Genomic DNA, 10,941 nt, shown 5'->3' on the forward strand with positions numbered 1-10,941 from the left:
CCTCCAACGTGCGTGCGCGCAGTGAGGTTGCAAGGCGCCCGCCCGAGGGGGCGGACGGGCGCCGCCCGGGCCGCCAGGGCGGCTGTTCCGGGCGAAAGAAGAACGGCAGCTTCGTCCGCATCGCCGGTGTTGCGAGCGGTCGGTTCCCATGACCGTTGGTATCATGTCAATGCGCAACGCATCACGGTGGCATGCCGGTAGCCGAAGACACGCGCGAAAACGCCCGTTTGCGTGCGCCCCACGGCAATGAATCCGTGCCGTTCGTAGAGCGCCCGGGCGCGGTGATTCCGGTCGATCACGTCGAGACGGACGCTTTCGCACCCACGTGCGCGCGCTGTGGCCTGTATCGCCTCGATCAGCGCCGAGCCGACACCCTGTCCGCGTGCGGCGGCGGCCACGAACAGCCCGTCCATCAGCAACTCGCCCGGGGCGAGCGGCCGTTCGGTCAGATCGAGCAGCGGCCCGCGCCACAGCGCGCCTGCCAGACCGTAGAAGCGACGCATGTCTCTGAAACCCGCGCTGATCAGCCCGCCGTCGGGCGTCTTGAATCCGGCGACACCGAGCAGATGGCCATCGGCGGATTGCGCGCTGAGCGCATGGCCGGGATCGAGCGTGGCCTCGACGAAGGCAAGCGCCCTGTCTTCGGGGGCCATGATCCGTGCCAGCTTGTCGGCAAAGGCCAGCCAGAAAAGCCGCGCCACCTGCGCGCGCTGCTCTTCGGGGAATCCTCTCACGATCCGCATGGCTCCGTCCGCTTTCCTGCTGCCGGCAATGCGCCGTTTCTGACGCCTGCGGCCGCGCGGCGCAAGCCGGCGGGCGATTGCATCGGCGGGCAGCTTCGCATAAGCGCGACGGGCAGTATCCGGACCCCGCCATGCAGTCAGCCAGACCGATATCCTCCTTTGCCGCCGGTCTGCGTGGCGGTGCGCCCTTCCTGCTGGTGACGGTGCCCTTCGCGCTGCTGTTCGGCGTCCTGTCGAGCGAGGCGGGCCTGAACCTGGCCGAGGTGATGGGATTCTCCTTCCTCGTCATTGCGGGTGCGGCGCAGTTCACCGCCCTGCAACTGATGGCTGACGATACGCCGACGCTGATCGTTCTGATCTCGGCGCTGGCGGTGAACCTGCGCATGGCGATGTATTCGGCCTCGCTCGCGCCCTATGTGGGCTCCGCGCCGCTGTGGCAGCGCGCCTGCATGTCCTATCTGATGTTCGACCAGAACTACGCGCTCGCCAGTGCCCGCTTCGAGGCGCATCCCGGCATGAGCGTGCCGTAGCGCGTTGCCTATTACTTCGGCGCGGTAAGCCTGATCGCACCGCTCTGGTATGTCGGCACCTATCTGGGCGCGGTGGCCGGGCGCGGCATCCCGCCGCAATTCGCGCTCGATTTCGCCGCGCCCATCACCTTCCTGGCGCTGATCGCCCCGGCGCTACGGACCCTCGCCCATGTGGCGGCGGCCCTTGTCTCGATGACGCTCGGGCTGGTGCTGGCCGGGATGCCCTATAATCTCGGGCTGATGCTGGCGGCGATCGCCGCCGTCGCCACCGGCGCCGAGGTGGAACGGCGCGTGTCGGGTGGGCGCGCATGAGCCGGACCCACGCCGAAATCTGGGTGCTGATCGTCGCCCTCGGGATCGGAACCTACCTGATCCGGTTTTCGTTCCTGGGCCTGATCGGCGACCGGCCGCTGCCGGGCTGGCTGCTGCGGCACCTGCACTATACGCCGGTGGCGGTGTTTCCCGCGCTGGTGGCCCCGCTTGTCGTCTGGCCGGCGGCAACCGGGGGGCAGCCGGACCCGGTGCGCCTGATCGCCGCGATTGTCACGGTTGCCGTGGGTCTGTGGCTGCGCAACCCGCTCTGGGCGATCCTTGGCGGGCTGGCGGCGCTCTATTGCGGGCTGGCGATCACCGGTTAGCGCGTATCGGGCCCGTATTCGACCACGATATCCTGCCGGTCGGCCGGGCTGTCGCGCACGATATCCGAGCGGTCGTCGGGGCTGTTGTCGTAGTAGCGCCGGATCTGCACCCCCGGGATCGTATCGAAATAGCGCATCGTGGTCCTGGGGAACGGGGCGCGCGGGGCGTTCCCGAACCCGGGCACGTCGCGCAGGGTGCGCCCGATCGAGGTGGTGCACAGCGCGTTCGGCACCGCTCCGTTCGATGTCACCCGCGCCAGCGCGATCTCGGCCTGTTCGGGGGTGACAACCACGTCGTGGCGGATCACCCGGTAGGTCTCGCGCGCATGATAGTCGATGAAGAAATCGACCTTGCCGTCGTCGATCCCGTAGAAGGTATCGCCGCGCTGCGGCAGGTTCGGGTGGGTGAAGGTGCCCGCCGGGTTGAAGATGACCCGCTGCGAGCCGCTGACCATCAGCGCGCTGTGCGCTCCTTCGTTGGAACGGTTGTTGATCATGGTGAAAAGCGTGATCGTCGGCGGCCCGTCGTCGCGGAACCGCGCCCGGGCGACCTCCTCGTCCGAGGCATAGGGGCCGGAGCCGGCGCAGGCACCGAGCAACAGGGGCAGGCAAAGTGCCAGCAGGAACGCTCTCATCGGGTATTTCCAGTTCGTTTCGCGAGATCAGCCGTTCACGAGCGCGACGAAAATCAGGATGACAATGCACAGAATGGCGGCATTCCGGACCATGCGGACAAAGCTGTGAAAGGTTCTTTCATGTTCGGCGATGTCGGTGCTTTCGGCCATATCCCTGGTAGTCGACATGTTTGCGTCTCCCTTGCCGCGTTCGCTCAGGGGATTTGTTAGCCCATCATGCCGCCGCTGTTAACCCCGCACCGGCAGCCCGGCGGATTTCATTGTCCACTTGCGGGAAGGGCGTTTCCGGTTTCCGGCGGCGGGCAATTGCCTGCTGATCGACGCAACGGCGGAAGACGCCCCGCTTCAGTCCGTTCTCAGAAGGATGACCTCGACCCTGCGGTTGATGGTGCGCCCTTCGGGTGTGGCGTTGCTGGTCAGCGGGGCAAGATAGCCGACCCCTTCGGAGGAAAGACGGGCGGCGGGTATGCCGTGGTCTTCGCTCAGCCGTGCCGCTACCTCTGCCGCGCGGCGTTTCGACAGCGCGATGTTGGCATCCAGCGCACCCTCGGTGTCGGTGTGGCCGACCAGCGCGACACGCGTTGCCGGGTGATCGCGCAGGAAGGCGGCCAGATCGTCCAGCGAGGCAAATCCGCCGCCGGCAAGCCGCGACGAGCCGGTCTCGAACTCCAGATCGCCGAGCACGGTACGGCCCTTGCCGGTCAGATCGTCTTCCAGCGTATTGCCGGTGGCCGGCATCGTGGCCATGGCCATCGGGGGTGTCCCGGCCTGCGGCGGGTCTGCCTGCTGGACGGTGGCAGAGACCTGAGTAAGCTGGACAAAGCCGCGCGCGCGGGTACGGCTGGCCATCAGGAAGAGTCGGGTGCCGGGCGTCTCCCCGGCGCTCTGCGCGGCCAGATAGCTGAAATCGCCCAGATCCACGTGCATCGCCGGTTCCGGCAGCAGGTCGAGCCCGTAGCGGAAATCGAACCCGCCGCAGGCGCGGGTGTCGCATTCGAAAACCACCGTGTAGCCACCGGCCTCCAGTTGCTCGCGAAGGGGCGCGATTATCTGCAACGTGGTAAGGCCCGGCGTCGGGATCTGCCACGCCTGCCGCAGCACCTCGCCCTCGGCCGCGACGGTCTGCATCCGCCCGCCCTGCCAGCCGGACACCGGGATCGCCACCCTTGCGAGGGTTTCGGTTTCGGTGGCGGTCAGGGTGGCATTGGGTGGCGGGTCGAGCGCCGCGACGGGCTGGCTGACGGTTGAAAACGCCAGCAGGACCGCCATGCCAAAGGGCGCCGTCTGGGGAATATCGGTCATCCGGTTTTTTCCGCCACCCGTTTCACCCGATAATGGTAATGGCCCGCCGGCGACATGCCCAGCGAGGCATAAAGCGCGTTGGCCGGCGCGTTCGCATCGGTAACCAGCACCGCCATCCAGCGCGCCCCGGCATCGCGCGCCCAATGGGCCGCGCCGCGCATGATATTCCGGGCGGTGCCGCGCCGCCGGATGCGGGGCGAGACCTCGAGCGCGTGGAGCACCGCCATCCGCCCGCTACCGGCGACAAAGGCGGTGCCGGCCGGTTGGTCGCCGGTGCGGCCGAGTATGGCGCATTTCGCTTCCTCGACCCGGTCCATGACGGCGATGCGCGCCGGCCCGATGCCGCCTGCGGCCCATAACTCGCGCTGAACCTGCATCGGTGGCCATGCAACCTGAAAGGCGCTGACCCTCGGCGGGTCGAGCGCCAGATCGGCGACGCGCGCCAGATAGACGGTGACCGGATCGCGCAGATCGTAACCCGCGCCGGCAAGCCGGCGGTCGAGCGGCTCGTCGCCGGGGCGGATCATGACCAGCGGCTCCTGGCCCAGGTTGGCCTGCGCGGCCTCCATCGGCGCAGGATCGGGTGCGGCCGCGGTGGCGGTCGCCGCCGCCACCCGGTTGCCGCCGCCAGCACCGTCGCGCACCTGCCAGCCGGGCAGGTCGATCACGCGCCGCGCCGGCCACGTGGCCTCGATCGTGGCGAATATCTCGGGCAGGGACGGCGGTGTCACGCGATGGCCTCGGGGAACAATGCCGCCAGCCGGGTCATCGCCCGGTCGATCGCAGCGGCCTGTGTGCCGCGAATCACGATATTGGCGCCGAAGATGCCGTCTTTCTGGAACGGATAGGAACCGATGGAAAGCTGCGGAAAATCCGCCGCCAGCGCCGCAAGTGGGGTGGCGATCTCGCCCTCGGGCCGCAGGACGCGCAGCGATTGCGACATCACCGGATCGCCGCCGGCCAGCGTCGGCAGCACCAAGGCGACCATCGCCTGAAAGATTGCCGGAACGCCGGCCATCACATGAACATTGCCGAGCGTGAACCCCGGCGCGCCCGAAACCGGATTTTCGATCAGCGTCGCCCCGTCGGGGATGCGCGCCATGCGCAGGCGCGCCCCGTTCAGTTCGTTTCCGGTCGCCTCGCAACGGGCGGCCAGTATGGCGCGCGCGTCGTCGCGTATGCCGATGGGCCGGCCGAATGCCGCGGCCATGCTGTCGGCGGTGATGTCGTCATGCGTCGGCCCGATCCCGCCCGAGGTGAAGACGTTGTCGAAGCCGTCCGAAAGCACGCGCACCGCGTCGATTATTGCCTGTTGGCTGTCGGCGACCATGCGGACCTCGGCCAGCCGGATTCCGTGGTTGGTCAGCGCCCCGGCCAGATACTGGACGTTGGCATCGCGCGTGCGGCCCGACAGGATCTCGTCTCCGATCACCAGCATCGCGGCTGTTGGATTGCTCATCGGCCCCTCCTGCCTTGTCTGTCCGTCACGGCCGGTATAGGCCGCGATCATGCGCTTTCAAACCCCGCTTGTGCCCGGCCGGCTGATCCGCCGCTACAAACGTTTCCTCGCCGATGTGGCGCTTGAGGGGACGGGCCGGACGGTGCTGGCCCATTGCCCCAACCCCGGCTCGATGCTGGGCCTGCAGGAGCCGGGCGCGCGGGTCTGGCTGGAGCCGAACGACGACCCGAAAAAGAAGCTGAAATTCGGCTGGCGGCTGGTCGAACTGCCCGGCGGCCATTGGGCCGGCATCGATACGGCGGTGCCGAACCGCGTGGTGAAGGAGGCGCTGGAGGCGCGCGCCATCCCCGCCCTCGCCGCCTATGGCGGCGTTCGCCCCGAGGTGCGCTATGGCACGAAAAGCCGGGTGGATTTCCTGCTGAGCGAACCGGGGCTGCCCGACGCCTATGTCGAGGTCAAGAACGTCCACCTGCGCCGGCAGGATGACTGGGCCGAATTTCCCGACAGCGTGACCGCGCGCGGCGCGCGGCATCTGGCGGAACTGTCGCACATGGCGGCGGCCGGGCACCGGGCGGTCATGCTCTATCTGGTTCAGCGGACCGATTGCGCGCGGCTGCGGATGGCGGGTGATCTCGACCCGGCCTATGCGGCGGCTTTCGACGCCGCGCGGATGGCGGGCGTCGAGGCGATCTGCCATGGAACGGCGATCGACCGGCAGGGTGTGACGCTGGGCGGGGCGCTGAATGTGGATCCGGCGCCACAGTCCCGCGCCGGAAACTGGCAATCCTGACCGATTGAACCTATGTTCAGCGCGGATACTGGCACAGCGCGGGGTGAAGACTTGGACGACAGCCGCACACAACTGACGAAAGACGGCATCCGTCTCTACGAGCCGGCGGATTTCGCCGGAATGCACGCCGCCGGGCAGGTGGCCGCCGATATCCTCGACCGGGTCGCGCCGCTGGTTCAGCCCGGCGCCGCGACGGGCGATATCGACAAGGCGGTGGAGGATATGGTGACCGCAGCCGGCGCGACCTCGGCCACCATCGGTTACAAGGGTTACAGGCACGCAACCTGCATCAGTGTGAACCACGTCGTCTGTCACGGCATTCCCGGCGACAAGAAGCTGCGCGACGGCGATATCCTGAACATCGACGTGACGGTGATCGTCGATGGCTGGTTCGGCGACAGCAGCCGGATGTATGTGGCCGGCAAGCTGCCGCGCCGGGCGGAGCGGTTGATCGAGGTTACGCACGATGCGCTGTTCAAGGGGATCGAGGCGGTCAGGCCGGGCAACACCTTTGGCGATATCGGCCACGCCATTCAGAGCTATGTCGAGGCGCACCGGATGAGCGTTGTCCGCGATTTCTGCGGCCACGGTGTGGGCCGGGTCTTTCACGCGCCGCCCAACGTGCTGCATTATGGCCGCCCCGGCACCGGGCCGGTTCTCGAGGAAGGCATGTTCTTCACCATCGAACCGATGGTGAACCTCGGCCGCCCCGAGACCAAGATCCTCGCCGACGACTGGACGGCGGTGACGCGCGACAAATCGCTTTCGGCCCAGTTCGAGCATTCGGTCGGGGTGACCGCCAGCGGGGTCGAGATTTTCACCCTGTCACCGGCGGGCAGCTTCCATCCGACCTGGGGGTGAGCCTGCCATGCCAGCGGCCCTGAAGAATGACCCGTGACGTCAGTTGGAACTTCAGCACGTCGAGGAACGGCACGTAGTGGCGCTGCGGGCTGCGGAACAGGTTGGCGATATCGCGGGCGCGATCGTTGATCACCGTCCCGGTCGTCTGCCGCTGTGGCAGGCCGAACAGCACCTTCACTATCAGGCAGAACTGGATCGCGACATCGCTGAAGACCGGCGGACGCCCGTTACGACCGGTCCTAAAGCGCTAGCCACACCATGTCCTTGTTGAGCCAGATCAACAGCGGCCCGCGCCGCTTCAGCGCATTGTTGCAGGAGTTCCGGTTCGTCGTGCGCTAGCGGGCAGGTTCGGGTTTGCTCATACAGATCTCTTAACTCCATGGATTCAGAGAGCGAATCCTTCACCGGAAAGACTTGTGCAACAACACCTCTCCGCAGGTTGAATCCTCGACAGCATTTGCGCAATAGAGCTTTTCGAAGACATCAACCCTGCGTCTGGTCGCTGAACAATCCGACTTCGCGTGCCAGCAACGCGGCCTGGGTCCGGTTCTGGACGCCAAGCTTCCGATAGACCGAGCGGACATGGAGCTTTACCGTCGCCTCGTGGACATCCAGTTCACGCGCGATTTCCTTGTTGGCCTTGCCGACGCTCAATTGCTCCAGGACCCTGAGTTCCTGCGGTGACAGCTTCTCGCGCAGGGAATCGCGCTCGACTTCCATGGGCGAGGATTCCATCAGGCTGACCGGCGCATACACCTCCCCGGCCGCCATGAAACGCACCGCGTTGACCAGCGTCTTGGCCGGCAGCGTCTTGGGCAGAAACCCCGACGCGCCCATGGCGAGAGCCTGCTCGGCCTCGTGGCGCGTGGCGATCCCCGACATCAGCGCGACGCGCGCGCCCTTCGCCTTGCCGAGCACGGTTCTGAGGCCCTCCAACCCCTTCATTCCGGGCATGCGATAATCCAGCAGGATCAGATCGAACGGCTCGCTGGCGGCTATGGCCACCTCCGTTTCGGCAAGATTGCCGGTGGAAGCGACATCGATATCCTCCCGCTGAAACCACAAGGTCAGGGTGTCACGCAACAGGTCGTGGTCGTCGGCAACAAGAACTCGCATCTGGCGACCCCAGTTATATCGTCAGGCTATGATGCTTTCGACAATTATGGCAAGGGCGTTATGACCGGCAAGGGCGACGATGCCCGCCGTGCGGGGTCGCTTCACATTTGCGCACCGGATTCGACCCCGCACAGGGTAAGCCAGGGGCGCGCCGCCGGATCGCAGAAAATACGGTCGCCGGTTGAATATTGCGGCAATTTGGCGTTCCAGTACCCGGACCGTACCGCCCGGACCGGTTGTGGCTGGCCGGCAGAAGGGCGACGAACCGCAAGGGAGGGAGGCATGAGCAAACCCTGTATCATCTGCGTCGCAATCACCGGATCGGTTGCGACCAAGCAAAACAACCCGGCCGTGCCGGTAACGGTGGCCGAGCAGGTCGAGAGCCTGCACGAATCTTTTGAAGCAGGGGCAGCGATCGCCCATTGCCACGTCCGCAACGACGACGGCACCCCGTCTTCCGACCCCGAGAGGTTCGCCCGGCTGAAAGAGGGGGTTGAAACGCACTGTCCGGGAATGATCGTCCAGTTCTCGACCGGCGGTCGGTCGGGGGCCGGGGCAGCGCGCGGCGGGATGCTGCCGCTCCGGCCCGATATGGCCTCGCTTTCCGTGGGGTCGAACAACTTTCCGACACGGGTCTACGAAAACCCGCCCGATCTGGTGGATTGGCTTGCCGGGGAAATGCGCCGCTATTCGATCAAGCCCGAGATCGAGGCCTTCGACCTGTCCCATGTCTTTCAGGCAGTGGCGATGAACCGCGACGGGCGCATTCCGGGCCGGCTTTACATCCAGTTCGTGATGGGGGTGAAGAATGCCATGCCTGTCGATCGCGAAGTGTTCGATTTCTACCTGCGCACCCTCGGGCGACTGGCCCCCGATGCCGAATGGTGCGGTGCCGGCGTGGGACGTGACCAGATCACACTCAACGAATGGTCCATCGCGGCGGGAGGCCATACGCGCACGGGGCTGGAGGACAACATGCGCCTCGACCGGAACACGCTTGCACCCTCCAACGCCGCACTGGTGAGGCGGGCTGCGGATCTGTGCGAGAAATACGAGCGCCCCGTGGCAACATGGCGCCAGGCGCGCGATATTCTGGGCCTGCGGCAGCCGTGGCGGTAGCCCTCGCCGGCCTGGTGCATAAATGCCATGATGGATTCCCTGGGCGTTGTTGTAGAACTCAGCATTTGAACGAGTTTCCCCCTTGCCCCGATGACCTCAGGCCATGTGTTCGATCTCGGCGTGGTCGAGGGCGTTGAAGCGGTTCATGCGGGCGATGCGGATGTAGATTTCGGCGGTCTGGCGGTTTGGGTCTCGTGAGACGATCCTTTCTCTGAAGGACTTGAGACCGCCTATCTCTGCCCCGATCCGACTTCGGACATGATAACCGGACCACCGCTTCCAGATCGCCCACCCAAGGCGCGGGGTCGCGCGCAGGATGTCATTGCGCACCGTTGCGGCAGGACAATCCTCGTTCCTATAGCATCCCGCCTTTAACCTGAGACATATCCGGCCGCCTTGAAGTAGTTCCAGCATTCCTCTGGCGTGAAGAATTTGCAGATTTCTGAGAGGGTATCGAACATGTCGGTGAGCTGCGTCGCCCGGGCGGCGAAGGCGGGCCCGGTCATCGCGCCCTTGAGCAGGAGCGGACATCGATGCGGCCGGCGCGCCGCCCATCGACAGGGCGTCCGCGCGCCTTTCGCACCGGGTTTGCCGGAGGCTGGTTTTCGTTATTTGCGCGGCCATAGGTTCAGTTTCCAGAGTGGCGTAGAAGTTGGTCTCGGCCTCAGCGGGCGGGATGTTTCCGATGGGCTCGAGCAGGCGACGGTTGTTGAACCAGTCCACCCATTCCAGGGTCGCGTATTCGACGATCTCGAAGCTGCGCCACGGACCTTGGCGGTGGACGACCTCGGCCTTGAACAGCCCGTTGATCGTCTCGGCCAAAGCGTTGTCGTAGCTGCCACCGACGCTGCCCACCGAGGGCTCTATCCCTACCTCGGCAAGGCGCTCGGTGTATTTGAGGGACAGATACGTAACCGTCCGGTCTGACCGCTACCGGTTCCATTTCCATGGCAACAGATCATCGACCCTGTTGATCTTGCAGTCGGGGATTCGGGCGATAGTGTCGGCGAGTCAAGCGAAGGGACCGGTGGCGTTGCCGTCCGGGTCTTTCCGGTGCCGGGTGCGAGCATGCGGACCGGGGTATCATCGGCAAAGATTGCCTTGCCGGCCAGCACATGACGACCGATGGCATCGGCCCGGGGGCTCCAGCAGGGCCGTGCTCTTGCCGACCCAGTCGGCCAGCGTGGAGCGGTCGAGGTCCAGCCCTTCACGGTCGAAGATCTGGCTTTGGCGATACAATGGAAGACGATCCGCATATTTGCTGACCAGCACATGGCCAGCAACCCGGGTCCGGGGCGACCGCGTTCAATGGGGCGCGAGGGCAGTGGCGATTGCGTGAAGCGTTCGCAACAGGCACAGGCAAGGCCGGACGATCCGGTTCACGATGAAGCGGCCGTTTGGCGGGCATTTGATTCACTGGATCAAATGCTTTCCCGCCTCACCATATTCCAGTTCTTCGGTGACGTCTTCCCCGATCCGGCGCAGACGCCCGCTGTAATCCGCACAGGCATCGCTGCCGGGCGTCGGCTCGACTTCCATCCGGGGAATCACGAACAGATGCCCGGCGAACGCATCCTGCTGCAGCACCGCCTCGGCCTGCGCCGCCACCAGCGACTTTTTTATGCGCATAGCCGAGCTTGCGAAGGAACTTTCCGATCGCGTTCGGGTGCGCGCGCACGCCGGTTGCGTCTTGCAAGGCGGACGCCAGTTCCGGCATCGTGATGTCACCGTCCTGCGCGACGATTTCG

General features: G+C 65.8%; 11 protein-coding genes and 6 pseudogenes. 5 read left to right on the plus strand and 12 right to left on the minus strand.

Going from position 1 to position 10,941, the window contains the following annotated elements; genetic code table 11:
• Positions 1-161: 161 nt before the first annotated feature.
• Positions 162-743, minus strand: coding sequence for a GNAT family N-acetyltransferase (locus ACK5IR_RS14190; RefSeq protein ID WP_416929826.1), 582 nt, complete (start codon positions 741-743; stop codon positions 162-164).
• A gap of 131 nt (positions 744-874) precedes the next feature.
• On the opposite strand from ACK5IR_RS14190, the pseudogene ACK5IR_RS14195 reads away from it, so the two are divergent.
• Positions 875-1,585 (plus strand): annotated as a pseudogene (locus ACK5IR_RS14195) (AzlC family ABC transporter permease).
• Positions 1,582-1,911, plus strand: coding sequence for an AzlD domain-containing protein (locus ACK5IR_RS14200; protein WP_416929827.1), 330 nt, complete (start codon positions 1,582-1,584; stop codon positions 1,909-1,911). The pseudogene ACK5IR_RS14195 and the gene ACK5IR_RS14200 overlap by 4 nt, the downstream one beginning before the upstream one ends.
• Here the strand turns inward: ACK5IR_RS14200 and ACK5IR_RS14205 are convergent.
• The 5 genes from ACK5IR_RS14205 to ACK5IR_RS14225 all read right to left on the minus strand — a co-directional run bounded on the left by ACK5IR_RS14205 (position 1,908) and on the right by ACK5IR_RS14225 (position 5,307).
• Complete coding sequence (locus tag ACK5IR_RS14205; RefSeq protein WP_416929828.1) at positions 1,908-2,546, minus strand: hypothetical protein; 639 nt, start codon at positions 2,544-2,546, stop codon at positions 1,908-1,910. The genes ACK5IR_RS14200 and ACK5IR_RS14205 overlap by 4 nt on opposite strands.
• A gap of 27 nt (positions 2,547-2,573) precedes the next feature.
• The gene (locus ACK5IR_RS14210) at positions 2,574-2,714 is read right to left on the minus strand and encodes an aa3-type cytochrome c oxidase subunit IV (RefSeq protein WP_416929829.1); all 141 of its coding nucleotides are present in this window, start codon (positions 2,712-2,714) and stop codon (positions 2,574-2,576) included.
• Between the two features lie 177 nt (positions 2,715-2,891).
• Entirely contained in the window at positions 2,892-3,848 is a 957-nt protein-coding gene (locus ACK5IR_RS14215) for an OmpA family protein (RefSeq protein WP_416929830.1), read from the minus strand.
• Positions 3,845-4,579 carry a GNAT family N-acetyltransferase gene (locus tag ACK5IR_RS14220; RefSeq protein ID WP_416929831.1) on the minus strand — a complete coding sequence of 245 codons (735 nt, stop codon included), beginning with the start codon at positions 4,577-4,579 and terminating at the stop codon, positions 3,845-3,847. The genes ACK5IR_RS14215 and ACK5IR_RS14220 overlap by 4 nt, the downstream gene beginning before the upstream one ends.
• The gene (locus tag ACK5IR_RS14225; protein WP_416929832.1) at positions 4,576-5,307 is read right to left on the minus strand and encodes a competence/damage-inducible protein A; all 732 of its coding nucleotides are present in this window, start codon (positions 5,305-5,307) and stop codon (positions 4,576-4,578) included. The genes ACK5IR_RS14220 and ACK5IR_RS14225 overlap by 4 nt, the downstream gene beginning before the upstream one ends.
• A 49-nt stretch (positions 5,308-5,356) precedes the next feature.
• Here ACK5IR_RS14225 and sfsA point away from each other — a divergent pair, with 49 nt between their 5' ends.
• Complete coding sequence (gene sfsA, locus ACK5IR_RS14230; RefSeq protein WP_416929833.1) at positions 5,357-6,097, plus strand: DNA/RNA nuclease SfsA; 741 nt, start codon at positions 5,357-5,359, stop codon at positions 6,095-6,097.
• Positions 6,098-6,148: 51 nt separating this feature from the next.
• Entirely contained in the window at positions 6,149-6,958 is an 810-nt protein-coding gene (gene map, locus ACK5IR_RS14235; RefSeq protein ID WP_416929834.1) for a type I methionyl aminopeptidase, read from the plus strand.
• A 130-nt stretch (positions 6,959-7,088) separates the two neighbouring features.
• On the opposite strand, the pseudogene ACK5IR_RS14240 reads toward map, so the two are convergent.
• Positions 7,089-7,260: pseudogene (locus tag ACK5IR_RS14240) on the minus strand (transposase); the annotation flags it as partial.
• Between the two features lie 181 nt (positions 7,261-7,441).
• Positions 7,442-8,074 carry a response regulator gene (locus ACK5IR_RS14245; RefSeq protein ID WP_416929835.1) on the minus strand — a complete coding sequence of 211 codons (633 nt, stop codon included), beginning with the start codon at positions 8,072-8,074 and terminating at the stop codon, positions 7,442-7,444.
• 282 nt (positions 8,075-8,356) lie between these two features.
• Here ACK5IR_RS14245 and ACK5IR_RS14250 point away from each other — a divergent pair, with 282 nt between their 5' ends.
• Entirely contained in the window at positions 8,357-9,193 is an 837-nt protein-coding gene (locus tag ACK5IR_RS14250) for a 3-keto-5-aminohexanoate cleavage protein (RefSeq protein WP_416929836.1), read from the plus strand.
• Between the two features lie 96 nt (positions 9,194-9,289).
• Here ACK5IR_RS14250 and ACK5IR_RS14255 read toward each other — a convergent pair.
• The 4 pseudogenes from ACK5IR_RS14255 to ACK5IR_RS14270 all read right to left on the minus strand — a co-directional run.
• Positions 9,290-9,544 (minus strand): annotated as a pseudogene (locus ACK5IR_RS14255) (IS5/IS1182 family transposase); the annotation flags it as partial.
• 264 nt (positions 9,545-9,808) lie between these two features.
• A pseudogene (locus ACK5IR_RS14260) lies at positions 9,809-10,120 on the minus strand (integrase core domain-containing protein); the annotation flags it as partial.
• A 110-nt stretch (positions 10,121-10,230) separates the two neighbouring features.
• Positions 10,231-10,509: pseudogene (locus tag ACK5IR_RS14265) on the minus strand (IS66 family transposase); the annotation flags it as partial.
• A gap of 97 nt (positions 10,510-10,606) precedes the next feature.
• A pseudogene (locus ACK5IR_RS14270) lies at positions 10,607-10,941 on the minus strand (hypothetical protein); the annotation flags it as partial.

The organism is Tropicimonas sp. (assembly GCF_047971885.1).
Lineage (GTDB): Bacteria > Pseudomonadota > Alphaproteobacteria > Rhodobacterales > Rhodobacteraceae > Tropicimonas.

What these genes read in the sequence shown, in the direction of transcription:
- ACK5IR_RS14190 (WP_416929826.1), bottom strand. Translation starts at nt 743, where the DNA reads ATGCGGATCGTGAGAGGATTCCCCGAAGAGCAGCGCGCGCAGGTGGCG.
- ACK5IR_RS14200 (WP_416929827.1), top strand. Translation starts at nt 1,582, where the DNA reads ATGAGCCGGACCCACGCCGAAATCTGGGTGCTGATCGTCGCCCTCGGG.
- ACK5IR_RS14205 (WP_416929828.1), bottom strand. Translation starts at nt 2,546, where the DNA reads ATGAGAGCGTTCCTGCTGGCACTTTGCCTGCCCCTGTTGCTCGGTGCC.
- ACK5IR_RS14210 (WP_416929829.1), bottom strand. Translation starts at nt 2,714, where the DNA reads ATGTCGACTACCAGGGATATGGCCGAAAGCACCGACATCGCCGAACAT.
- ACK5IR_RS14215 (WP_416929830.1), bottom strand. Translation starts at nt 3,848, where the DNA reads ATGACCGATATTCCCCAGACGGCGCCCTTTGGCATGGCGGTCCTGCTG.
- ACK5IR_RS14225 (WP_416929832.1), bottom strand. Translation starts at nt 5,307, where the DNA reads ATGAGCAATCCAACAGCCGCGATGCTGGTGATCGGAGACGAGATCCTG.
- sfsA (WP_416929833.1), top strand. Translation starts at nt 5,357, where the DNA reads ATGCGCTTTCAAACCCCGCTTGTGCCCGGCCGGCTGATCCGCCGCTAC.
- ACK5IR_RS14245 (WP_416929835.1), bottom strand. Translation starts at nt 8,074, where the DNA reads ATGCGAGTTCTTGTTGCCGACGACCACGACCTGTTGCGTGACACCCTG.
- ACK5IR_RS14250 (WP_416929836.1), top strand. Translation starts at nt 8,357, where the DNA reads ATGAGCAAACCCTGTATCATCTGCGTCGCAATCACCGGATCGGTTGCG.